General features: G+C 76.0%; 17 protein-coding genes, 2 tRNA genes and 1 riboswitch. Of the genes, 10 read left to right on the plus strand and 9 right to left on the minus strand.

Annotation, left to right across the window (positions count from 1 at the left end; all coding sequences use genetic code 11):
- Window positions 1-153: 153 nt before the first annotated feature.
- Complete coding sequence (locus PUR71_RS14890; protein ID WP_443077450.1) at window positions 154-1,563, minus strand: PP2C family protein-serine/threonine phosphatase; 1,410 nt, start codon at window positions 1,561-1,563, stop codon at window positions 154-156.
- A gap of 149 nt (window positions 1,564-1,712) precedes the next feature.
- Window positions 1,713-3,086, minus strand: coding sequence for an NAD(P)/FAD-dependent oxidoreductase (locus tag PUR71_RS14895; protein WP_329927528.1), 1,374 nt, complete (start codon window positions 3,084-3,086; stop codon window positions 1,713-1,715).
- Between the two features lie 569 nt (window positions 3,087-3,655).
- Here PUR71_RS14895 and PUR71_RS14900 point away from each other — a divergent pair.
- Window positions 3,656-4,528: a TetR/AcrR family transcriptional regulator gene (locus tag PUR71_RS14900; RefSeq protein ID WP_329927463.1), complete on the plus strand. Its 873-nt coding sequence runs from the start codon at window positions 3,656-3,658 to the stop codon at window positions 4,526-4,528.
- Window positions 4,529-4,919: 391 nt separating this feature from the next.
- Window positions 4,920-7,247: a sigma-70 family RNA polymerase sigma factor gene (locus tag PUR71_RS14905; RefSeq protein ID WP_329927464.1), complete on the plus strand. Its 2,328-nt coding sequence runs from the start codon at window positions 4,920-4,922 to the stop codon at window positions 7,245-7,247.
- Window positions 7,248-7,294: 47 nt separating this feature from the next.
- Here PUR71_RS14905 and PUR71_RS14910 read toward each other — a convergent pair whose 3' ends face one another.
- The 3 genes from PUR71_RS14910 to PUR71_RS14920 form a co-directional block, all read right to left on the minus strand.
- Window positions 7,295-7,999, minus strand: coding sequence for a DsbA family oxidoreductase (locus PUR71_RS14910; protein ID WP_329927465.1), 705 nt, complete (start codon window positions 7,997-7,999; stop codon window positions 7,295-7,297).
- A 75-nt stretch (window positions 8,000-8,074) separates the two neighbouring features.
- A complete protein-coding gene (locus PUR71_RS14915) occupies window positions 8,075-8,596 on the minus strand; it encodes a universal stress protein (protein ID WP_329927466.1) in 522 nt (173 codons plus the stop codon).
- Between the two features lie 290 nt (window positions 8,597-8,886).
- Complete coding sequence (locus PUR71_RS14920) at window positions 8,887-11,034, minus strand: asparagine synthase-related protein (RefSeq protein WP_329927467.1); 2,148 nt, start codon at window positions 11,032-11,034, stop codon at window positions 8,887-8,889.
- Between the two features lie 799 nt (window positions 11,035-11,833).
- On the opposite strand from PUR71_RS14920, the gene PUR71_RS14925 reads away from it, so the two are divergent.
- From PUR71_RS14925 to PUR71_RS14955, 7 genes are all read left to right on the plus strand, one after another.
- Complete coding sequence (locus tag PUR71_RS14925) at window positions 11,834-13,261, plus strand: MFS transporter (protein ID WP_329927468.1); 1,428 nt, start codon at window positions 11,834-11,836, stop codon at window positions 13,259-13,261.
- Between the two features lie 145 nt (window positions 13,262-13,406).
- On the plus strand, window positions 13,407-14,642 hold the full coding sequence (lhgO, locus tag PUR71_RS14930) for an L-2-hydroxyglutarate oxidase (protein ID WP_329927469.1): 1,236 nt from the start codon (window positions 13,407-13,409) through the stop codon (window positions 14,640-14,642).
- Between the two features lie 138 nt (window positions 14,643-14,780).
- Window positions 14,781-15,611: a tRNA (guanosine(46)-N7)-methyltransferase TrmB gene (gene trmB, locus PUR71_RS14935; RefSeq protein WP_329927470.1), complete on the plus strand. Its 831-nt coding sequence runs from the start codon at window positions 14,781-14,783 to the stop codon at window positions 15,609-15,611.
- 114 nt (window positions 15,612-15,725) lie between these two features.
- On the plus strand, window positions 15,726-17,015 hold the full coding sequence (locus PUR71_RS14940; protein WP_329927471.1) for a PrsW family intramembrane metalloprotease: 1,290 nt from the start codon (window positions 15,726-15,728) through the stop codon (window positions 17,013-17,015).
- Between the two features lie 87 nt (window positions 17,016-17,102).
- Window positions 17,103-17,176: transfer RNA gene (locus tag PUR71_RS14945), tRNA-Met, on the plus strand.
- Window positions 17,177-17,313: 137 nt separating this feature from the next.
- A tRNA-Met gene (locus PUR71_RS14950) sits at window positions 17,314-17,387 on the plus strand.
- Between the two features lie 453 nt (window positions 17,388-17,840).
- Window positions 17,841-18,959, plus strand: a complete 1,119-nt coding sequence (locus PUR71_RS14955; RefSeq protein ID WP_329927472.1) for a hypothetical protein — start codon at window positions 17,841-17,843, stop codon at window positions 18,957-18,959.
- On the opposite strand, the gene PUR71_RS14960 is transcribed toward PUR71_RS14955, so the two are convergent.
- From PUR71_RS14960 to PUR71_RS14970, 3 genes are all read right to left on the minus strand, one after another.
- On the minus strand, window positions 18,956-19,696 hold the full coding sequence (locus tag PUR71_RS14960) for a hypothetical protein (protein ID WP_329927473.1): 741 nt from the start codon (window positions 19,694-19,696) through the stop codon (window positions 18,956-18,958). The two genes, PUR71_RS14955 and PUR71_RS14960, sit on opposite strands and share 4 nt — an antisense overlap.
- Window positions 19,697-19,793: 97 nt before the next feature.
- Complete coding sequence (locus PUR71_RS14965; RefSeq protein ID WP_329927474.1) at window positions 19,794-20,552, minus strand: sensor domain-containing protein; 759 nt, start codon at window positions 20,550-20,552, stop codon at window positions 19,794-19,796.
- A 100-nt stretch (window positions 20,553-20,652) separates the two neighbouring features.
- Window positions 20,653-21,258 carry a GNAT family N-acetyltransferase gene (locus tag PUR71_RS14970; protein ID WP_329927475.1) on the minus strand — a complete coding sequence of 202 codons (606 nt, stop codon included), beginning with the start codon at window positions 21,256-21,258 and terminating at the stop codon, window positions 20,653-20,655.
- 42 nt (window positions 21,259-21,300) lie between these two features.
- Here PUR71_RS14970 and PUR71_RS14975 point away from each other — a divergent pair, with 42 nt between their 5' ends.
- Window positions 21,301-22,212 (plus strand): hypothetical protein, encoded by a 912-nt coding sequence (locus tag PUR71_RS14975; protein ID WP_329927476.1) that lies wholly within the window; start codon window positions 21,301-21,303, stop codon window positions 22,210-22,212.
- Between the two features lie 52 nt (window positions 22,213-22,264).
- Here the strand turns inward: PUR71_RS14975 and PUR71_RS14980 are convergent, their stop codons facing one another.
- Entirely contained in the window at window positions 22,265-23,098 is an 834-nt protein-coding gene (locus PUR71_RS14980) for a M23 family metallopeptidase (RefSeq protein ID WP_329927477.1), read from the minus strand.
- A 12-nt stretch (window positions 23,099-23,110) separates the two neighbouring features.
- A riboswitch (cyclic di-AMP (ydaO/yuaA leader) is annotated at window positions 23,111-23,269 on the minus strand.
- Window positions 23,270-23,448: the final 179 nt, after the last annotated feature.

Genomic DNA, 23,448 nt, shown 5'->3' on the forward strand with positions numbered 1-23,448 from the left:
AATAAAACGCACACGCCGAATACGCACCAGGCCGCGACAAGACAAGACGCGACCCGGCCCGAGCTGGGAAGTGGTGTTTCAGAGGATTGGCCGCCCCGGGACCGTCCGCGCCGATGCGTGTCCGGTGCTCCCTGCCAGGCAGCTCGAAGAACACTAGACCTCTCCGGAGACCGAGTCAAGCGCGGGTTCGCGCTCCACGGCGGCCTCCGCGGCGACCTCCGCGGCGACCTCCATAGGGGCCGCCTCGGGGGATTCCTCCGCCGTGTCGCCGGCCGGCAGCTGGAAGGCCAGGACGGCCACGTCGTCGTCGTGCTCCGACGTCACGCCCATCGCTCGGAGCAGGCGGGCGCAGATCACCTCGGGTGCGCCGATCGCGCCGGTCAGGGTGCGGGCGAGGAGGTCGAGGCCCTGGTCGATGTCCTCGTCACGGCGCTCGACCAGTCCGTCCGTATAGAGGACGCCGGTCGTGCCGGGCAGGAGGCGCAGGGTGTGGGAGACGTGCAGGCCTCCGCCGGTGCCGAGGGGCGGGCCGTTCTGCTCCTCGCTGCGCAGGATGGTTCCGTCGGGGCAGCGCAGGAGCATCGGGAGGTGGCCGGCGGAGGCGTAGGAGAGGGTGCGGCGCCGCGGGTCCCAGACGGCGTACGTGCAGGTGGCGATCTGGTTGGCGTCGATCTCCATGGCGAGGCCGTCGAGCAGGCGCATGACCTCGTGCGGCGGGAGGTCGAGGCGGGCGTAGGCGCGGACCGCGGTGCGCAGCTGGCCCATGACGGCGGCGGCGCGCAGTCCGCGGCCCATCACGTCGCCGATGACGAGCGCGGTGCGTCCGCCGTCGATGGCGATGACGTCGTACCAGTCGCCGCCGACCGCCGCCTCGGCGCCGCCGGGCTGGTAGGTGGCGGCGACGCGGAGGTCCGCGGGCTGGTCGAGCTTCTGCGGGAGCAGGCTGCGCTGGAGGGTGACGGCGGCCTCGCGCTGGCGGCGTTCGGCCTCGCGGAGCCGGGCGGCGGCGAGGACCTGGTCGGTGACCTCGGCGGCGAAGATGAGGACGCCGGCGGGCGGGCCGTCGGTGGAGGCGTCCCTGGTGTCGCGGAGGTCGCGGGGGTCGCCGGTGCCGAGCGGGACGCAGGAGACGTTGTAGTAGCGGTTGCCGGTCAGGCCGAGGATGCAGCGCGCCTTGACGCTGCGGGGCCGGCCCCCGCGGATGACCTGGTCCATGAGTGGCAGGACGCCGAGGGTGGCGAGCTCGGGCAGGGCCTCGCACGCGGGCAGGCCGGTGGGGCGCTCGCCGAAGAGTTCGCGGTAGGCGCGGTTGGCGTAGGCGAGCTGGTGCAGCGAGCCGTAGGTGACGGCGACGGGGGCGGGGATCCGGTTGAGGACCTCGCGCAGGTGCTGCGGTTTGTGCGGGTCGAGGAGTTCGGCCGCGGTGGCGGGGCTGGTCGGGTCGCGCGGGCCGGGGACCACGACGTCGCCGGAGGGCACGCCGTCCTCCGTGCCGACCGCGGTCTGCGGGGCGGCACGCCAGGGGACTCCGGTGAGCCGGGCGCTCCAGCGCATGAGGTTCAAACGACGGCCGCTTCCTCGTTTTCCAGTCATATCATCACTTTTTGTGTGCACATCAGCACACGGGGTAATGACTTTCGGTTGGGGCTGATCCTGTCAGGCGGAGGGCCGATTCCGGAAGTCGCGCGCGCTCGGCGTGGCCGTCCGGTCCGTCACGCCGGGGTGTCCGGCCCGCGTTCGGGGCGCGGTCCGAACCCGGCCTCGAATTCCGAACGCGGGTGCCCCAGCGTGCCGAGCGAGACGACCTCCCGGGAGAACAGCCCGCCCAGCACCCAGTCCATCAGCACCCGCACCCGCCGGTCCGCGCTCGGCAACCGGCGCAGGTGCCGTGCCCGGTGCAGCCACCAGGCGCGGCGCCCGGTGAGCCGCCCGCCGCGCCGGGTGTGGGCGACGGCGCGGCGCAGGCCGAGCGAGGTCGAACAGGCGGCCGGGCCCGGCCGGTACTCGGCGAGGTCGGGCGAGTGCGGGCCGCCGTCCAGGGCGACCGCGACGTTGCGGGCGAGCAGCTCGGCCTGGGCGAAGGCGTGCTGGGCGTTGGGCGCGCAGGGGCCGCCGTCCGCGTGCGGGTCGGGCACGGCCGCGCAGTCGCCGGCCGCCCAGACCCCGGGCAGCGCCCGTCCGTCCGGGCCGACGACCTGGAGGGTGGGCAGGCAGCGGACCCGGCCGGTGGTGTCCAGCGGCAGGTCGGTGTCGCGCAGCAGCGGGGACGGACGCACCCCGGCCGTCCAGACCAGCGTGCGGGCGGCGAAGCGGCTGCCGTCGGACAGCGTGACGACCCGGCCGGCCGCGGATTCCAGCACGGTGCGCAGCCGGACGTCGACGCCGCGTTCGCGCAACTGGCCCAGGGTGTGCGCGGCGAGCTCGGGCGACTCCTCGGCGAGGATCCGGTCGGTGGCCTCGACCAGCACCCACCGCAGGTCCTCCGGGGCGACGTTGTGGTAGCCGCGCACCGCGTACCGGGCCATGTCCTCCAGCTCGGCGAGCGCGCCGACGCCCGCGTAGCCGGCGCCCACGAAGACGAAGGTGAGGGCGGCCTGGCGCAGGGCCGGGTCGCGGGTGGCGGACGCGAGGTCCAGCTGTTCCAGGACGTGGTTGCGCAGGCCGACCGCCTCGGCGACGGTCGAGAAGCCGCGGCCGTGCTCGGCGAGGCCGGGCACGGGGGCCGTCCGGGAGACCGAGCCGGGCGCCACCACCAGGACGTCGTACGGGAGCTCGAGCGGCGTCGGCGTCTCGCCGGGCGCCGCGGCGTCGGCCAGGGCCCGGCGGGCGGCGTGTTCGATCCGGGTGATCCTCGCGGTGAGCACCCGGCAGTCCGGCAGGGCCCGGCGCAGCGGCACGACCACGTGCCGGGGGTCGATCGAACCGGCCGCCACCTCCGCGAGCAGCGGGTGGTACGTGAGGTAGGCCTGGGGCTCGACGACGGTGATCTCCACCTCGCCCCGGCGCAGCCGGTCGCGCAGGCCGCGCTGGAGGTGCAGCGCGGTGGCCATCCCGGCGCAGCCGCCTCCGGCGATCAGGATCCTGATGGTGCACCTCCTGGCGGTGTCGCGTTCGTGTGGTGTTCCGTCCCGGTCACGGGGCCCCGGGCCGTCCCCCGTTCGGGGGGTATCCCCCCGACGCGCCCCCCTATGAAGGACCGTGGGGGGCCGTCTTGTCCACAGTCCGTACCGGGCCGGATGCGGCGCGAGTGACCCGTGTGGCCAGTTGTGCTGTCCGGGCCACTTTCTGACGCACTTTCGGCTACGGAGAGGCGTGAACTATGGTCGGATTGTGTGCCGGAGCGGCCACCGCCATGACAACCGGCGGCGACGCACCGTGGAGCGGCCACTACGGCCAGTTCCAGCGTTGGCGCGAGAACCCGACTGCGGGACGGTCATCCGGGGAAGGGTAGTTCCCGGACGAGGCCCCGGACGGTGCCGACGCACCGAGCCGGACGCGTGACCCGGCCCGGTGGCACGACCGTGGTCACCGGAACGGGACGGACGGCACGAGCGATGGGTCATCAGGTCACTTCTGACGGGCTGAGCTGCACCGGGGGGTGCAGGGGCGGGCGACGACAGGGTCCGGGATCGGACGCCTGCGGGGGAGAGTTGAGATGATGGAGCAGGAACAGATGTTGGGGCGGGCGGGTGTACCGCACGTCGTCCAGGGCACGGTGCCGGAGCAGCGCGGGCCGGTGGAGCTGCCGCAGCAGCACGGGGTGTCGGCGGTCTCGTACGCCGGTGTCCCGTACCGGGCGGAGCCGCCGCAGACCGCCGTGCCGGGCGCCCGGCTGCGGGTGGACGCGCGGCGGAACCTGGAGAGCGTGCTGCGCGCCGCCCGCGAGGTGTTCGGCGAATTCGGGTACGGCGCGCCGATGGAGGAGGTCGCCCGCCGTGCCGGGGTCGGTGTCGGCACGGTGTACCGGCGCTTCCCCAGCAAGGAGGTGCTGGTCCAACGGATCGCCGCCGAGGAGGTGGCCTGGTTGACCGCACAGGCGCGCGAGTCGCTGTACGGCGGCGGCGGTGCCTGGGAGTCGCTGGCCGGGTACCTCGCGCGCGCGGTGAGCACGGGTGCCGGGCGGCTGCTGCCGCCGGAGGCCTTCCGGTACGCCGAGGAGCTCGGCCGGGTGCCCGAGCAGCGCGCGCCCGAACAGGCGCTCGCCGCCCGGTTCGACCTGCGCGGCGACGAGGCGCGGACGGCGGACGAGGCGACGGCGGCGGACGCCGATCCGCGGCTGCTGCTCCAGTTGCTGGCCGCCCTGGTGGCCCGCGCGGGCGCGGCGGGCGAACTGCGGCCGGGCGTCACGGTCGCGGACGTCGTCCTGGTGCTGACCGCGTCGGTGCCGGTGCACGCGGCGCGGACGGTCCCGGCGGTGGCCGGGGTGTCGGGTTTCGCGGTCGGCGGTCCGCAGGCGGACGGGCACGCGGTGGCCGGCCCCTCGGACCGGCTGCTGCAGATCCTCCTGGACGGCCTGCGGGCGCGTTGACGGCCCGCGGGCGGGCTCGCTACCGCCGGGGCCGGTGATCCCGGGCACGACCCAGAGGTCGGCCCGGCACGGCGGGCTGCCGTGACCGCCACGGGAGTTGGACGCGTGACCGGCGCGCGGGCACTGGGCGCGCGCCGGGTGCGGGCGTCGCGCAACCGGCCGTCGAGCGCTGGGCGAACACATCCGCGACGGCCCCTCGGAAGAGTGGGTACCGGCCGGTCCGGCTACCGCCCCTCCCTGCGCTATGCCATCCTTTGCCCGTGGTTGGAGCCAATGTCCCGATGCGCGCCCTTCTGGCGCCGCCGGCGCCGTACGACGGGGGACCGTGCGCCCACGCACGCCCGCGTGCTCTGCCACGCTCCGGGGGCTGTCGTGGAGTCTGGGGTCCGTTGTGAGCGCCGAGGAACAGAACGACTACGGATACGGGCTCGACTTCGGCCGCGCTGACGGCCGTCCGGGCGGTCATGCGGGCGGTTCGCCCGACGGTACCGCCGACGGTCCCTCCGGCGGCCTGGCGGAGGGGTCCGACGCGTCGTCCTCCGGCGCGGCCAGCCCCGCGTCCGGCCAAGTGCCTGGCGGCGCAGCGGGATCGGCCGCGGGACCGGCCACCGGCCACGTCCCGGACCAGGCCGGGATGCCCAGCCGCGAGTCGCTGTCCGCCTCCGCCGCCGCCCTCCCGCCGGCCCGGGTGCCCGGCCAGGCCCCGGCCGGCCGCGGTGGCGTCGCCCCCGAGGCCTTCGTCGGCGGCGCCCGGCCCACCCGTCCCACGGTGCCCGCCCCCGCCGACCCGGTGGACGGCGAGCGCCCGCCCTCCGACGCCGAGTTGACCGCCCGGGTGCGGGCCGGCGACGACACCGCGTACGAGGAGGTCTACCGCCGGCACGTCGACTCCGTCCGCCGTTACGCGCGCACCTGCTGCCGGGACAGCTTCACCGCCGAGGACCTCGCCGGCGAGGTGTTCGCCCGCACCCTGCAGGCGCTCAAGGCGGGCAAGGGCCCCGAGTTCGCCGTCCGCGCCTACCTGCTGACCGCCGTGCGCAACGTCGCCGCCGCCTGGACCCGCAGCGAGCGGCGCGAACAACTCGTCGACGACTTCGGCGTGTTCGCCCAGAGCTCGGCCGCCGTCGTCGACCTCGACCTGGCCGACCCGGGCGCCGACGCCTGGGCGATGGCCCTGGCCGACCAGCGGATGGTCATGCAGGCCTACGCCGAACTGCCCGAGGACGACCGGGTCGTGCTCTGGCACACGGAGGTCGAGCGGGAGTCCCCGAAGACCGTCGCGGTGATGCTCGGCAAGACCGCCAACGCCACCGCCGTCCAGGCCCACCGGGCCCGGGACCGGCTGGCCGCCGCGTTCCTCCAGGCCCACGTCTCCGGCAGCCAGGACAGCGCGTGCGAGGGGTACGCCAACCGGCTCGGCGCGTACGCGCGCGGCTCGCTGCGCAAGCGGGCCTCGGCGGACGTCGGACGGCACCTCAAGGAGTGCGACCGCTGCACGGCGGCCTACCTCGAACTGTCCGAGATCAACACCGGTCTGCGCGCGCTGCTGCCCGGTGGGGTGCTCGTGTGGGTCGGCGTCGGCGGGTTCAGCGCCGCCGCGGCCGCGGTGGGCGGTGCCGCAGCGGTCGGTGGCGCCGCCGCCGGGGCGGCTGCCGCGACGGCCGGGACGGTGCCGGGCACCGCGGGGGCTGCGGCCGGCGCCGGTGGTGCGGGGGCCGGAGCGGCCGGTGCCGGGGGTGCCGCGGGCGGGAGCGGGTCCAGTGCCGGCGCGATCGCCGGGGAGGGCCTCGGCACGGCCGCCAAGGCCGGCATCGCCGCCGCCGTCGCGGTGGCCGCGGCCGCCGTCGCCGCCTACGCGCTCACCGGCTCGCCCGAGGCCAGGCCCCCGGTCGCGGCGCCCACGGTGTCCGCGTCCGCCGCCGCGCCGGCCCCGGAACCACCCGCACCCGCACCCGCCGCGGCACCGGCGCCCACGCCGAGCAGCGCCGCGCCGGCTCCCGTGCCGCCGCCCGCCCCCTCCCCCAGGCCGACGCCGACGTCCGCCCCGAGCCCGGCGCGCAAGATCACGCCGCCGCCCGCGGCCACGAGCACACCGGCCCCGACGCCGACGCACAGCCGTCCGGTCGTCACCCCGCCCACCGTGCCGGTCCCCGGGACGCCGGTCGTGCCCACCCCCGAAGTGCCGCCCGTCCCCACCCCGACGGTGCCCACGCCGACCGTTCCGCCGGTGCCGACGCCGACCTTCACGCCGCCGACCCCGCCCGGACCCACCGACTTCTGGGCCGACTCGCTGCCCGTCCACAAGCCCGGCAAGCACCGGGTGCCGCCGCCCGGGCCCGCCATCCGGCAGCAGGGCACGGACTGGTTCTGGCAGCACGGCGGCGCCTGGATCGGCGGCGAGTACCACCCGCACGCCCTCACCGTGCACGCCCCCGCCACCACGCAGATCGACCTGAACCGCGCCTGCACGTCCTTCGACGCCGTCGCCGGTGTCGACGACCTGACGGTGTCACCCGGCGGCGTCGTCTTCTCGGTGCAGGGCGGCGACGGCACCACCCTGTGGCGCTCCCCCGCGCTCGCGGCCGGGCACGACGCGGTGCCCGTGCACGTGCCCCTGGCCGGGCAGACCTCGATCCGGCTGGTCGTCACGCCGGTGCACGGGATCTGGTCGGCGCTGAACGTGGCCGACTGGGCGGAGGCCCGCTTGCGGTGCTCCTGAACGTCGGGTGCGCCTGAAACGGGCCTCCGGGGGAGCCGTGGCTGCTGTCAGACGGCGCAGGAGCCGTCCGCGCAGGCCTCCCTGGCCGGAGCGATCTGGACGGGGGCCGGCCTGCGCTCGCCGATCTCGGCGGCCACCTGCTCCAGCACCTGGCGGAAGGTCTCGGCCTCCTGACCGCCCTGCACCGCCCACTTGCCCTCGAACACGAAGGTCGGGACGGCGGTGATGCCCAGCTCCCGGGCCTCCGCCAGCTGCGCGCGCACCTCGGCGGAGCCCTCGTCGCCCGCGAGGTAGGCCGCCACGCGCTCGCGCTCCAGGCCCGCGGCCACCGCGACGTCCGTCAGCGCGGCGCGGTCGCCGACGTCGACGCCGTCGGTGAAGTGCGCCTTGAGCAGCGCCTCCTTCAGACGGCCCTGGACGGCGGCGCCGTACTCCGTCTCCGCGAGGTGCAGGAGGCGGTGGCCGAGGAAGGTGTTCGCGTGCAGCGCGGCGTCGAAGTCGTACGTGATGCCCTCGGCCCGGCCCAACTCGGCGACGTGCGCGTCCATCGCGACGGACTGCGGGCCGTAGCGCTCGGCCAGCCACTCCCGGTGCGGGCTCGGCGTCGCCGGCGCGTCCGGGACCAGCTGGTACGGCCGGTAGACCACCTCGACGCCCTCCTTGCCCGCGAAACCGTCCAGCGCCTCCTCGAAGCGGCGCTTGCCGATGTAACACCAGGGGCAGGCGATGTCGGAGTAGATCTCGACCTTCATGACGGGGGCTCCAGGGGTGGGATGCGTCTGACGAGATTGGTGAACGGTGAACCATCTCGGGACATTCCCGGCGACTCAGACCCGGGACGGCGCCGGCACCACCAGGACCGGGCAGGCCGCGTGGTGGACGGCGGCCGTGCTCACCGAACCCAGGAGCAGCCGGCTGAAGCCACCGTTGCCGCGGGTGCCGACCACGAGGGTGTGCTGGCGGGTCGACGCCTCCAGCAGCACCTCGATCACGCTCCCCAGCACCACGTGCAGCGACAACTCCCCCGCGTACGGACGCGAACGCTGCTGCTGCACGGCGGCGACGGACCGGCGCAGGCCGTCCGCCATGCTCTCCACCAGCGTCTCGACGCTCTCCTGGACCAGCTCCGCCATCCCCGGCGGGTAACCGGCCGGCGCCGGGTTCACCACCGCGAGGACGTACAGCGGCAGCCCGAACAGCTCCGCCTCCGTCATCGCCCGGTCCAGCGCCCACAGCGACCCGTCCGACCCGTCGCAGGCCGCCAGCACCCCCGGCGGACGCCCCGTCGGGGGGCGCCCGAGCACCGACAGCACCACCGGCACCGGCTCCTCCTGGCTCACCGCGACCACGACCGCCTCCTCACACCCGCGCCCAACGGCAACCCCGCCATCATCACCCGCCCCGCCCAGGGCACCGCCGAGCCGCGCGGCGGGGGCGAGGAGATGGAGGTGCGGGCACCGCCGCGACGAGCGGCCGGGTGCGGGGAGACGGAGGTGAGCCTCCCTCCGAGCGGAGGGGGTGGGAATCGCAGGCCTGCCGGTGAGCGGGCGCGGCCTGCGCTGGGCTCGGCCAAAAGAGCGGGCTCGTGGTGGCGCGGAGGGGCGCGTGGTGGGTGTGGTGCGCCTGGGGTGTGCGTGGTTCAGGGGGTCAGGGCGGGGCGGATGGGCTGGGGAAGGCCGGTCCAGCAGGCGCCGTGGCGGCGGGCGCGGACGCGGCGGAGCCAGAGTTCGGTGGAGACCAGGTCGGCGAGGCCCGCGAGGGCGTGCGGGGAGTGGAGGGTGGCGGGGTCGGCGAGGCCGGCGCGGACGGCGGGAAGGTCGATGAGGCCGGCTTCGGCGAGGAGGGGGGCGTCGAAGAGTTCCGCCAGGCCGTCCGCGGCGAGGCGCAGGCCCGCGCGGGCGGGGGCGGTGCGGTCGGGGCGGGGGCCGCGGCCCCAGTCGGGCGGGAGGTCGGTGCGGCCGGCGCCGGTGAGGACGGCGTGCAGGAGGGCGTGCCGGGCGCCGGGCTGCAGGCGGACGTCGTCGGGCAGGAGTCGGGCGGCACGGACCACCTGGTTGTCCAGGAAGGGGGCGTGGAGGCGCTGGCCCGGCTGTTCGGCCGCGTGGACCAGCGTGCGGAAGGAGTGCGCCTGCCGGTAGAGGGCGTGCCTGGCCCGCCGCGCGCCCGGGTGTTCCTCGGGCGCCGGTCTGCGCGCCGCCAGGCGCAGCCGCAGGGCGACCGAGGAGAGCGCGTCGTCGGAGAGCCAGCGCGCGGCCGGACCGGGGACGCACCAGGCGAGGTCGCCGGCCGAGCGGTGGCCCGCCGTGCCGCCGCCGTCGGGGACGTGCCGGGCCGTGAGCTTCGCCGCGGCGTCATCCAGCGCCTCCGCGTAGCGGATCCGGGAGAGTCGGTGGGCGGCCCGCACGACGGTGAGCGGGGTGCGCAGGGCGCCCGTGAGAACGCCGGCCGTGGCGCGGTCGGCGCCCGCCAACGCCGCGACGGGAGGCAGGAGTTCGCGGGGGCGGCCGGCCCGGATGAGGTCGGCGAGCCGGGCCGGGTGGCCGTCGAGGACCTGGCGGGCGCCGTAGCCGGTGAGGTGGTCGGTACCGCCGGCGCCGAAGCGGGCCTCGGCGCGGGCGGCGGCGACGAGTTCGGGCCCGGGTTCGTCGGTGAGCCGCCCGGACTGCGGGTCGCTGCGCAGGCTCGCGTACGGGAGGGCGTCGGGCCCCGGGTCGAGCACGGTGTGCCGCAGCCGGGGCGTGTCGGGGGCGAGTGCGAGGGTGGCCGGTGGGTCGGTCTCGCCGAGCGTGACGGCGGCCAACTGCTCTGGGGCGGCGGGCTCCTGGACGGCCGTACGGGCCCAGGAGCCCTTGACCGCGCCCGTCCGCGCACCGATCGCCGGCACGACCCCGTGCTCCTCCCCGCCTCCGGGGGAAGCCACCGGCGGCGCGGACGGCAGCGGTACCGCGGCGGCGAGCAGGGCGACGGTCGCCGAGGCGGTGCCGTACGACAGGTCGACGCCGAGGCGGGGGCGGGCGCCGCCGGACGGGGCGGGTGCGGTGGTGCGGACCCGGGAGCGGACGGATTCCAGCAGGGCGCGCGTGAGTTCGCGCACCGCGGGCGCCTCGCCGCGCGGCTGGTCGGCGCCGGCGCCGGTCTCGTCGTAGGCGTCGAGGTAGGGCCGGCCGCCGCGGACGGCGAGCACGTGGCCGGGCGGCACCCGCTGGACGCCGACGTAGGGGGTGCCGGCGCCGAGGGCCTCGGGCGACTCGGGGCAGGCGAGCCGGGCGGCGAGGTGGCCGGTGTCGAGGGGCGCGCCGACCAGGTCGGCGAGAGGGAGGGCGGCGGTGGCGTACGCGGTGCCGCCGCACCAGGGGGTGTGGAAGACCGGCTGGGCGCCGGCCAGGTCGGTGAGCAACAGGGTGGAGCGGGTGCCGGTGCGCAGCACGACGGTGTAGCTGCCGGGCCAGGCGGTGAGGTGGCGGACGGCGCCGCCGCGGGCGGCGGCGAGGCCGGCGGCGAGTTCGGCGTCGGTGGCGCCGCAGTGACCGAGGACGGCGAGCCGGGTGGTGGCGGGGGTGTCCTCGACGGGGTCGGGGGCGGCGAACCCGCCGGTGACGGCGGGGCGGGCGCCGGGGCGCAGGGTGACGAGGCGGATCTCCTCGGGGCGCCAGTCACCCACCGCCCAGAGCGGGTTGGGGCCGGTCCAGAGGGCGTGGGCGGCGATCGGCACGACCGTCGCGAGCGCCTCGTGCGCCGGTGCGCCCGTGCGGGGAGCGCCCGTGCTCCAGCCCGTCAGCCACCGCATCGCGCCTCCACCGGACGAGGACCTGCCGCCGTGCGGCACGTCCGCCGGCGGGCAGCCCCGGGCCGGCTCGTCGCGTGCGCCGCGGCGGCTGCCCGGTCCGTTCCGGTGCGCCGTCAGGAGACATCGTGCCACCGGTTGGCGCCGCGGTGACCGGTGTTGTCGGTTCCGGTTGCGTGCCGCGGGGGTCCGGTCCCCGGGCGGGCGGGACGTTCGGGTCCGAAGCGACGGCGGACGCGCCCCTCGGCGCGGCGGTGCGCCCGGTGCCGGTGTGCGGCCGGATCCGTTCGGTGGGCGGTGGGCGTCGTCCCCCGCCGGGCGGGCCGGGCCTCCCCCTCCATGGCCCGGACCGCCCGGGGGAACGCCTTTGGCATGGGCATCGCGAGATGGCCGAAAGGCGTCGTCCGGCCCGGGAGGGCATCCGCATGCCCTCCCGGACGTCGCCGCCACCCGCGGGGATTGAGGCAGCGGCATCCCCCGGCCCGCCGGGTCCTCGACGGCGGGCCGACCCACGACCACCAGCGAATCGCCGCGCCGCCGGTCGGGCCAGGGGGCACGGCCGGGCGCACGTGAACACGGGACCGGAGCACGGCGCTCCGGCGCGCGGCGCCCCCGGCCCGTTCCGGGCGGCCGCGGCCCGGCCGCCCGAACTCCCCGCGCGGGGGCGCCGGGTGCGCGATCCCGCCATCCGGAATGAGGTCTCTTAACCGTCGGAACGCGTCCGACTACTCTAGGTACAGCAGCTACGGCCCGGTGCCGCCCGGGCCCCGCGCACAAGGCCGCAGGAGGTGCCGCCGCCACCATGACCGTCAGCCCACGAGGACCGAACGAACGGCTCGGCACGCTCCTGTCCCTCGCCCAGATCAGCAACGCGGGGCTGGCCCGCCGGGTCAACGACCTCGGCGCCCAGCGCGGGCTGACACTGCGCTACGACAAAACCTCGGTGGCCCGTTGGGTGGGCAAGGGCATGGTCCCGCAGGGGCCCGTCCCGCACCTGATCGCCACCGCCATCGGCGGCAAGCTCGGCCGGCCCGTCCCGCTCGAGGAGATCGGCCTCGGCGACACCGACCCGGCGCCCGAACTCGGCCTGGCCTTCCCCCGGGAGGTCTCCGAGGCGGTCCGCTCGGCCACCGACCTCTGGCGGGTGGATCTCGACCTGCGCCGCGGGCCCGGGGCCGGGCGCTGGAGCGACAGCCTGACGGGCACCTTCTCGGTCGCCGCCTACGCGACGCCCGTCTCCCGCTGGCTGATCAACCCGGCGGACGGCTCGGTGGCCCGCGAGGTGCCGCGCGCCGCGAGCGAGTCGGCGCCCTTCCGGGTCGGCCACTCGGACGCCGCCAAGCTGCGCGAGGCCGCCCAGGAGGCACGCCGCTGGGACTCCAAGTACGGCGGCGGGGACTGGCGTTCGTCCATGGTGCCGGAGTGCCTGCGGGTGGAGGCGGCGCCGCTGCTGCTCGCCTCGTACAGCGACGCGGTCGGCCGGGCGCTGTTCGGCGCGACGGCCGAACTCACCAGGCTGGCCGGGTGGATGGCCTTCGACACCGGGCAGCACGAGGCCGCCCAGCGCTACTACATCCAGGCCCTGCGCCTGGCGCGGGCCGCCGCCGACGTGCCGCTCGGCGGCTACGTGCTCGCCTCGATGAGCCTGCAGGCGGGCTACCGCGGCTTCGCCGAGGAGGCGGTGGACCTCGCTCAGGCCGCCCTGGAGCGCAACCGGGGCCTCGCCACCGCCCGGACGATGAGCTTCTTCCACCTGGTGGAGGCACGGGCCCAGGCCAAGGCCCGCAATGCGGCGGCGTGTGCGACGGCGCTCGGCGCGGCGGAGAGCGCGCTCGAACGAGCGCGCGCCGGTGACCCGGATCCCTCCTGGATCGACTTCTACGCCTACGACCGCCTCGCCGCCGACGCCGCCGAGTGCTTCCGGGACCTCGGGGTGCCCTCCAAGGTGCGCCAGTTCACCCGCGAGGCGCTGGCCAAGCCGACCGAGGGCTTCGTCCGCTCGCACGGCCTGCGGCTCGTCGTCTCGGCGATGGCCGAGGCCGAGGCCGGCAACCTGGACGCCGCGGTCGCCGCCGGCGAGCGCGCCGTCGAGGTGGCCGGGCGGATCTCCTCGCAGCGCAGCCGGGAGTACGTGGTCGAGATGCTGCGCCGCCTCGAGCCCTTCCAGGGCGAGCGGCGGGTGCGCGAACTGGCCGAGCGCGCCCGGGCGGTGATCGTCGCCCCGGCGTGACCGCCCGCCCGCGCACCGGCGGCCGTGCGCCGGCCCACGCACCCTCGACCGCTCCCGCCCGAGGTGGCAGCATCGGCGGCGAACGCGGCCCCGTGCCCGGCGACGGGCGCGGGCCGGCCGGGCGGACGGACTGCGAGGAGCGGCGGTGACGTACGACTTCGACGTGCTGGTGGTGGGCGGCGGGATCGTCGGGCTCGGGACGGCGTACGCGCTGACGGCGGCCCGGCCGGAGCTGCGGATCGCGGTGCTGGAGAAGGAGCCCGGCTTCGCCGCCCACCAGACCGGGCGCAACAGCGGGGTGATCCACAGCGGCCTCTACTACCGGCCCGGCTCGTACAAGGCGCGGTTCGCCGTGGCGGGCGCCGCCGAGATGGTCGCGTTCTGCCGCGAGCACGGGATCCCGCACGAGGTGACCGGCAAGCTCGTCGTCGCCACCCGCGCCGACGAACTGCCGCGCCTGGCGGCACTGGCCGAGCGCGGGCGGGCGAACGGCATCCCGGTCACCGAGCTGGACCGGGCCGGGATCGCCGGCCACGAGCCGGAGGTCACCGGCCTGGCCGGCCTGCACGTCGCCACCACCGGCATCTGCGACTTCCCGGCCGTCGCCACGGCCTACGCCCGGCTGGCCCGGGAGGCGGGCGCGGTGCTGCGGCCGGGCTGCGAGCTGCGGGCGGTGGACCGGCGGGCGGACGGGGTGACGGTGCAGACCTCCACCGGCGAGCTGCGCTGCCGGGTGCTGGTGAACTGCGCCGGGCTGCACAGCGACCGGATCGCCCGGCTGGCCGGCGACGACCCGGGCCTGCGGATCGTGCCGTTCCGCGGCGAGTACTACGAACTCGTCAAGGAGCGCCGCGAGTTGGTGCGTGGCCTGGTCTACCCGGTGCCCGACCCTGCGTTCCCCTTCCTCGGCGTGCACCTCACCAGGGGCGTCCACGGGGACGTCCACGTCGGCCCGAACGCCGTGCCCGCGCTCGCCCGCGAGGGGTACGACTGGCGGACGGTCCACCCGCGCGAGCTGGCCGGGACGCTGGCCTTCCCCGGCACCTGGCGGATCCTGCGGCGGCACTGGCGCTACGAGGTCGGCGAGCTGCACCGCTCGCTGTCCAAGCGGGCGTTCACCACCGCCGTCCAGCGGCTGCTGCCCGCGGTGACCGCCGACGACCTGGTGCCGACGACCGCCGGGGTGCGCGCGCAGGCCATCGCCAGGGACGGCTCGCTGCTGGACGACTTCGCGTTCGCCGGCTTCGACCCGGCCGACCCGCGCTCCCCGCGCCGCCTGGTGCACGTCCTCAACGCCCCCTCCCCCGCCGCGACCGCCTCGCTGCCGATCGGGCGGGAGGTGGCCCGCCGGGCGCTGGCCGCGCTGGAGGCGGAGGGGTGAGCGGTCCGGGTGGCGTCCGGAGGGGTGAGCGGTCCGGGTGGCGTCCGGAGGGGTGGACGGGCGGCGCGCGGAGGGGCGGATGAACCGCGTCACACGCCCCTCCGGCCGCCCCGCGCGGCCCCGTAGACTCGGGGAATTGTGACTGCCACCGCCCCCATCCCCCAGCAATCGCCGTCCGCCCGCCTGTCCGCCGCGCCGGCCGGCTACCCCGCGCCGATGTACCCGCACAAGGCGACCGAGGCCCAGCACCGCGAGCGGCGCATCCGCAGCTTCCAGCCGCGCCGGGGGCGGATGACCAACGCCCAGGCGGGCGCCCTGGACCGCGGCTGGGAGACGTACGGCATCCCGATCGACGGCACCCCGCTCGACCTGCGCGAGCTGTTCGGCGAGCTCCCGGTGACGCTGGAGATCGGCTTCGGCATGGGCGAGACCACCGCCGCGATGGCCGCCGCCGACCCGAAGAAGGGCATCCTCGCCGCCGACGTCCACACCCCCGGCCACGGCAACCTGCTCGGCCTGCTGGAGCGCGACGGCTCCGAGAACGTCCGGCTCGCCGCCGGGGACGCGGTCATCCTGCTGCGCGACATGCTGCCGGACGCCTCGCTGGCCGGCCTGCGCGTGTACTTCGCCGACCCGTGGCCCAAGCCCAAGCACCACAAGCGCCGGCTGATCCAGCCGTCCTTCCTCGACCTCGTCCTGCCCCGCCTCGCCCCGGGCGCCCTGGTGCACTGCGCCACCGACTGGGAGCCGTACGCCGAGCAGATGCTCGACGTGCTGTCGGCGTCGCCGGAGCTGGAGAACCTGCACCCCGAGGGCGACGGCACCGGCTGGCTGGAGCCCGCCGACCACCCGGACGGCAGCGTTCCCGGGTACGCGCCGCGGCCCGAGTGGCGGCCCGTCACGAAGTTCGAGCGGGCCGGCATCGCCAAGGGGCACGTGGTCCACGACCTGCTGTTCCGCCGCCGCTGAGCCGGCCGGGCCGTTCGAACGGCCCGGCCGCGGCCACCGACGGGCCCGGCGCGAACCGGACGATTCGTCCCGAGTCCTCCCTCCGGGCCCGTGCCGTGGCCTACCCTGAGCCGCGTGAGCAGCCCGTCGGGCGGCGGGTTCCGGTCCACCGTCCGAGCCGCCGCCGGCGCACCGCAGACGGCTCCGCGCACCGGCGGCACCCGGACGATCCCGGGGCCGCGGAAGCGCCGGGCCCACCGGTTCCTGCCCTGGCCGGGCACCTTCCCGGCCGCTGCCCCGCGCGCCGGGCGCGGCCGTTCGTTCGCGCTCTCCTCCGTCACCGCGACCGCCGTGCTCACCCTGGGCGCGTGCGGGGTGCTGATCCTGCAACTGGTCCAGCGGCAGACCGGCACGACCGGGCTGCTGGTCGGCCTCGGGCTCGCGATGGTGCCGCTGCCCTTCGTGCTCGGCGGCCTCGCCTGGCTCAACCTGACCGCCCGGGTGCCGCTGCGGCACACCGTGTTCTGCCTCGGCTGGGGCGCCTGCGCGGCGACCACCGTCGCGATCCTCGCCAACAACTGGACCAGCAGCCACCTCACCGGCCACCAGGGTCCGCTAGGCGAGCTGCTGGGCGCCGGCATCGTCACCCCGGTCATCGAGGAGACCGCCAAGGGCACCGCCCTGCTCGTCCTCCTGCTGCCGGTCGGCCGGCGCCTGCGCTGCCCCGGACGACGGGGCGGGCGCCCCTGCGCGCCGCTGCTGCGCCGCCTGCCGACCCCCCGGAGCGCCCGCCCGTACGCGCGCCGGGCCGCCAGCGTGCACGCCCGCGAGCGGCTGGGGCTGCGCCCCTACCTGCGCCCGCTGCCGTACCTGCGGCCCGCCCCGCCGTCCGCCGGCGCGTCCGGGCCCGGGCGCGCCCTCCATTCCCGGCCGCGCACGCTGGCGGCCGGGGTGGTCCTCGGCGGGATGGCCGCGTGCGGGTTCGCGTTCACCGAGAACGCCCTCTACCTCGGCCGGGCCTTCTCCAGCGACCAGCAGCAGCGGCTGGACAGCATCGGCCTCGGTGAGCCGCCCAGCCTGCGCGACTTCGACAGCACCGTGCAGACCTTCGTCCTGCGCGGCCTGCTCTCCCCGTTCGCCCACCCGCTGTTCACCGCGCTGACCGGCCTCGGCGTGGCGGTCGCGCTCACCACGCACCGCCGCTGGCTGGCCCGGATCGCCGCGCCGGTCGGGCTGCTGCTGGCGATGGCCCTGCACGGCACCTGGAACGCCGCCGCCGACCTCGGCACGCACGGGTTCCTGCTGGTGTACGCGGTGCTGATGGTGCCCTGCTTCGGCGCGCTGGTCGGCTTCGCGGCGTGGGCGAGGTCGCGCGGCGTGCGGCACGCGGCCCGGCGCCGCAAGCGGGCCGCCGAGCCGGGGTGACGCGGCCCGCTGGGGCGCCCCACGAGAAGCCCGGCGGAGAACCGATTTCCCATTCGGGCGACTTACCCGTACTGTTGGGTTCACCGACGCGGGGTGGAGCAGCTCGGTAGCTCGCTGGGCTCATAACCCAGAGGTCGCAGGTTCAAATCCTGTCCCCGCTACTCAGTAGCCGAAAGGCCCGGAGGATTCGTCCTCCGGGCCTTTCGCGTTCCCCGGACCGCGCCCGGGCCGGTTTCCGAGCCCGTTTTCGATCTCGTTTCCCATCTCGGCAACTTTCCCGTACTGTTGGGTTCACCGACGCGGGGTGGAGCAGCTCGGTAGCTCGCTGGGCTCATAACCCAGAGGTCGCAGGTTCAAATCCTGTCCCCGCTACTCAGTAGCCGAAAGGCCCGGAGGATCCGTCCTCCGGGCCTTTCGCGTTCCCGTGGACGTTCCGGCGAGCGGTCCCGCCGAATAATCCGTTGCCCTCCCCTCGGAGCGCTGCCTACAGTGGCGGCACACTGAAAGGAGGTGATCCTGAATTGAGTTCCATCAGGATGCGTGAGGTGGCTGCTCGCTAGAGCCGCCCCTGCCTGCGCAGGGTGGAGCCCGTGGGCTCCCGGCAGGCGAAATCCACAGCAGTCACCCGGCCCGTGGGCTCACCGGTACATCCCCGGTGCCTCGGCGCCCGGCCAGTGCACGGGCCGGCGCGGAGGAGCAGCCCACGGGCCGTCTGCGTTCTCCGGCGGTCGTCGCCGCGGCACCAGGGCGTTTCCGTGACGTGATCACGGCGCTAGAGTCGGCCGGGGTTCCGGAGCGGAGCGACGCGGGCACAGGGGGTACGCGATGACGAAGGCGCGGCGGCGGACGGGTACGGCGGCCCTGCGGACGGCTCAACGGGCCGCGGCCGCCGTCCTGTTCGGGACGGGTCTGCTCGGCCTGCTGCTCTTCTCGCTCGGCCGGGCCCACGCCTGGCAGGCGCTCGGCGGCGGGCTCGTGATCGTCGGGGCGGCGTCGGTGGTCGGCGGTGCGCTCGGTTTCCTGTTCGGCGTGCCGCGGGTGCGCAACGGCTCCGGCGAGCCGCAGGGCTCGTACGCGCCGAACACCAACCTGGAGCAGGTCTCGGACTGGCTGACCAAGGTGCTGCTCGGTGTCGGGCTGACCCAGCTCGGCTCGCTCGGCGAGCGGCTGCACCAGCTCGGCACCGCGCTAGCGCCGGCGCTGGGCGGCGAGGACGCGGCGGTGCCGTTCGCGGCGGCGCTGGTGCTGTACTTCGTGGTCTTCGGCTTCCTGGCCGGCTGGCTGGTGACCCGCCTCGCGCTGCCCCAGGTACTGACCGACGCGGACCAGGCCCTGGACCTCTTCCTGGCCGGGCAGGACCGCGACCGCCACGGCGACAAGGTCGGCGCGGACGACCTGCGGGTGCGCGCGATGCAACAGCTCGGCGTGCTGGGTGGCAGCGCGGACCGGCCGGGCGCGCTCGCCGCGCAGCTGCCGCCGTCCGCGGTGTCGGCGGCGGCCGGGCCGGACGGCGTGGTGGCCGAGGTCCGTTCGACCGCGCGCCGCTCGGCGCTGACCGCCGACCAGGTGCGGGACCTCTACGCGGACGGCTCGGAGGGCCGCCGCATCCAGGCGCTCGCGCTCATGCAGGGCGATCCGGCACTGGCCGACCTGTCGAGCGTGCTGGACGCGATCGAGCACCCGCGCTCGGGGTTCGAGCAGTACCACGCGCTGCTGGCCGCGCGGGGCCTGCTCTCCGGGCTGGCGGGCGCGGAGGCGCAGCGGCTGAGGGACGCCGTGGCGGGGCAGTTGATGCTGCCGAACGGCATTCCGTACGGCTCGGACCGGAGCTGGCTGGCGGAGAAGATCCTGTCCCGGTTGGGGGCACTGACCGATCCGCAGGCAGCGGTAGCCGTACCCGCCGCCGTTCCGCCGCAGCAAGCGGCTCCGGGGGAGGGCTCCTAGGCCGTGCGGCCGGCCTCGCGGCGGCGGTGGTCGGCGGCCCGCAGCGCGAGGACGCGGCGGGTGTGACCGTCCCCGGCGCGCGGGAAGCGGCGGATCTCGCTGGTGACCCGGCGCTGCCCGAGCGCGTACCGCAGGGCGTCGAGGTGGCCGCAGGCCCGGCCGCGGCCGTCGTGCAGCGGGTGGACGAGCGCCTCGCCGTCCGGGGAGGTCACCCGGACCAGCTCCGCCAGGGCGTCCACCTGCCGGGCCGGGCCGAAGCGTTCGGGGTAGGCGAAGAGCAGGTAGCCGCTCAGGGTGAGGGCGAACGTGCCGTCCGCGAACGGCAGTCGGGGCAGCGCGGCGGCCACGTACCGCTCCGGGTGGGCGGCGGCGTCGGCGACGTACAGCCGGCGGGCGCGGTCCCAGCTGCGCAGGTAGCGGTCGGGCGGGATCAGCCGCGCGGGCGGGTAGAGCTCGGGGCGGGCGGTCATCGCGGCGGCCATCGCGGCCCGGGCGGCGAGCGCGTGGGCGGCGACGGCGGGCGGGGGCAGGGCGTAGGCCGGGTCGGCGGCGATCACGCGGCAGCCGAGGGCGCGGGCTTCGGCGGGGAGGCCGGCGGCGCCGCCGGGGCAGTCGAGCACCGGCCCCGGCAGGGCGGCGAGCCGGGCGCGGGTGAGGCCGAAGAGCGCGCAGTACTCGTCCAGGGGGCGGGAGGTGACCAGGAGGTCCGGGTCCGCGGCTGGGGTGTCGTCGGCCACGCGGCCATCCGAACACGGGCCGGCCCCGGCCGCATCCGGAGCGTGCCGGGGCGCGGTCGGGGCCGTGGGCGGCCACGGGGAGGGCTCGCTCGGCGGCTCAGCGGCCGCACAGGCCCTGGATCGCGGCCCGGTTGACGTTGGTCAGGCCGCGGACCAGCTGCGCGGTGAGGAAGACGATCACGATGCCGGCCACCGACACCGCGGCGATCTGCCCGGCGCCCTCGACGAAGTAGACGTGCTCGACGCCCTTGCCGTCCGTGTAGTCGAACAGCCTGTAGCCCCGCCACGAGGTGAAGGTCGGGAAGACCCAGTGATAGAGCGGGTAGAGCGCCATCGTCCAGCCGACCAGCAGGAACACCAGCGTCATGGCGAAGCTGAACACCGCCCACGGGAACATGACCACCTGGTGCAGCACGCCCTTCCACCCGGCCGCGTCCGCCAGCCGTGCGGTGATCGCGCCCCACGTGCCCGGCCGGCTCCGGCGCACCGGCTCCGGGCCGGACACGTCCAGACCGAGCATGCCGCGGGCCCGGGACCGCTCCAGCCGGCCGAAGCCGCGGGCGACGACCGTCAGCCCGGCCAGGACGGGCAGGCCGAGGACGGTCACGAAGGTGCCGGCGCCGAAGGAGAAGAGGACGACGGCGACGGTGAAGCCCGCGATCGCGACCGGCAGGCCGGTGAGGACGTAGCCGACCTCGCGGTAGTAGTGCGCGGAGAACGGCGCCCGCCAGAACGGCGGCGGCTCCTCGGTGCGGCGGGCCCGGGCGGGGCGGCTTCCGGCCTGCTCGGTGCCACGGGTGTCGCGGTCGTCCAGGAAGCCCCAGTCGCGGTCGTGCGTGGTGGAGGTACTGCTCATGTCCCCGGCCCCTGTTCGTCTCGTCCCCTGCTGACGGTCTCATTCTTGTGGGGCGGGGTGGTGCGGCGGCATCCGGAGACCTGGCGGATCGGGGGTGGGGTTAACCCCCCGTGCCCACCGTTTCGCCCGTACCGCTCCCCCGCCACTCGTCGGCGAGGAGCGAGTACAGGTACGAGTCGGACCAGATGCCGCCCTTGAGGACGTCGTGCCGGATCCGGCCCTCCCGCTGGAAGCCGAGCTTCCCGAGCACCCGGACGGAGGCCGTGTTGTCGACGTCCACGGACGCGGCCAGCCGGTGCAGGCCGAGGCGGTCGAAGGCGAGGACGCACAGCAGCCGGGCGATCTCGCTCCCGTAGCCGTACCCCCAGACGTCCCGGCGCAGCACGTACCCGAGCTCGGCGGACCGGTACGGGCCGACGGTGAGGGCGGCCTGGCCGATCGGCGGGGCGTCCGCCGGGTCGTCGTCCGCGCCGGGCCCGGTGTGGAGGGTGACGGCCAGCCGGTAGGTGTCGCGCTCCTCCTCCATCGCCCCCTCCAGGTAGAGGGCGAGCTGGTCCGCGCAGTCCTCGCGGTCGCGCGGCTCGAACGGGAGGTACCGCGTGACCTCCGGGTCGCCGAACAGCGCGTGCAGCGCGTCCAGTTCCTCCGGGGTGTGGCGGTACTCGCGGATGGCCAGCCGGGGGCCGGTGAGACGTACGGGGACCATGGCTGCCGACCCTACCCCCGACCAGCGGTTACCGTTCGAGCTATGAACGACGAAGACCTGCGGCTCGCCCCGCGCACCAGGGCCGCCGACCTGCTCGCCTGGGCGGCGGCGGAGGGCCGCACCCCGGTGGCCGAGGCGCCGGTGCGCGCGGTGCTGGCGCTGCTGGAGCTGGGCGAGGGCAGGATGCGCGACGGCTGGCCCGAACTGACCTCGGACGCCGTGGAGCACCTGCTGTACGAGCGGCTCCACCTGTACGTCCAGCCCGCCCCCGACGACGACCCGTTCGCGTACGGCGAGGCCGTACGGCTCCTGGTCGACCACCAGCGGGCGGCGAAGCGGCTCAACGCCAAGCGGCAGGAGCGGCTGCACGCCGAGGCCGAGTGGCAGGGCGAGGTCGCGGCGGGACTGCTGCGCCGGGCCGACCTGGTGACGTGGCCCCGGCTGTACGCGGTCCTGCTGCGCGCGCACGGAGTGGACGTCGCGGACGGGGAGGCGGTGCGGGACTGGCTCGCCGGGTTCCTCGAACTGGCCGAGGAGGAGCGGCTGGACGCGTTCGGCGCACTGGCGGAGGCCGGGTGGCTGGACGAGCCGGACGAGCAGGGCTGGGGCCCCGGCCGGGTGCTCTCGGTCGGCATGGCCACGGACGGCGCGCGGCGGCTGCTGGAGCAGGGCCTGATGCGGCGCAGCTACCGCAACCTCGCCGAGCTGAACGCGCTGGGGCGGCCGATGCCGGACGAACTGGCCGGGGACTTCGGGCAGTTCGAGGACGCGGCGGTGGAGGCGGCGCTCGCGCTGTTCGGCGAGTGGACGGTGCCGGGACTGCCACGGCTGCTGGTCGAGGAGTTCCCGGAGCTCGCGCCGGAGCCGGGGTCGGCGGAGATCGAGGCGTACCTGGCCCGGTTGCCGGAAGCTCCGGAAGGATCGGAGGCGTCGGAGGTGCCGGAAGGGGACTGAACCGGGAAGGCCCCGGCCGGTGACGGTCGGGGCCTTGCTCTTCGGCGGGGGTTCAGGGGTTGAGGCCGCGCTGCTGGAGCCAGGTCTCCGGGTCGACCGGGGCGCCGCCGCCCGGGCGGACCTCCAGGTGCAGGTGCGGGCCGGTGACGTTGCCGGTGGCGCCGACCTTGCCTATCTGCTGGCCGGAGGTCACCTGGCCGCTGCCCTTGATGATCGAGGAGAGGTGGCAGTACCAGATCTCGGTGCCGTCGGGCAGCGTCTCGACGATCCGGTAGCCGTACGCACCGGACCAGCCGGCCGAGGTGATCGTGCCCTGGCCGACCGCGAACACGGCGGTGCCGGTGTCGGCGGCGAAGTCCAGGCCGGTGTGCAGGTGCGCCCAGTAGCGGGCGCTCTGGCCGTAGTGGGCGCTCAGGTTGTAGTCGCGCACCGGCAGCGTGAGGGCGGCGGCCTTGGCCTTCTCGGCGTCGTCGGCGGCCTTCTTCGCCTCGGCCTCCTTGGCGGCGGCCTTGGCCTGTGCCTCCTGCGCGGCCTGCACGCGGGCGCTCTCCTCGGCGGCGGTGCGCTGGCCGTCGGCCTGCTGCTGGATGCGGGCGGCGAGCGCGAGGCCGGGGTCGGCGGAGAGCGCGACCGGGGCCTCGTCCGGGGCCTCGACGGCGGGCGCGGCGGCCGGGGTCGCGGAGGCGAAGCCGGTGGCGCCCAGGGTGGCGGCGACGGCGGTGACGCCGAGCAGCGGGGAGGCTCCGCGGGTCTGACGCGGCATCCGGTGGCGGTTGGCCTCGGCCTCCGGGGCCGGGAACTCGTCCTCGACCGGACGGGGGTGGTCGAGGAGCTGGGTACCGGCGGCAGGGCCGGCGGGCTGTGCCGGGGTGTGCGTCGACGCCACGGAGGCGTGCTCCTTTCCTTCCTTCGCGCCTACCGGGTTAGCTGACGGGTTCGGAGCAGGAAGGTCTCCTACGGCCGGGCCGGGGCCCCGCCGATTCACCCCAAGGAACGTGGTTCCCCGGCTCCCTGACCTGCCCGGAGGCCGGCCGGCGGGATTAGGCGACGGCGCACGGTGCCGTCTGGGTACGGCGTTTCGACCGCGCTGCGTTATCAAACGTTAATCCTAGGACGCCCTGATTCCAAGCCGTCCGCCCGGGACGGCCGACAACCGGGCGGGCGGCTTGTGCCCTATGACTGATTTGCGCCTCTTGCCCACCCCTGACACCACTTAACGTGATCGGGCGTCACCGC

Origin of the sequence: Streptomyces sp. SP17BM10, from assembly GCF_036322405.1 — a bacterium.
In the GTDB taxonomy this organism is placed as follows: domain Bacteria; phylum Actinomycetota; class Actinomycetes; order Streptomycetales; family Streptomycetaceae; genus Kitasatospora.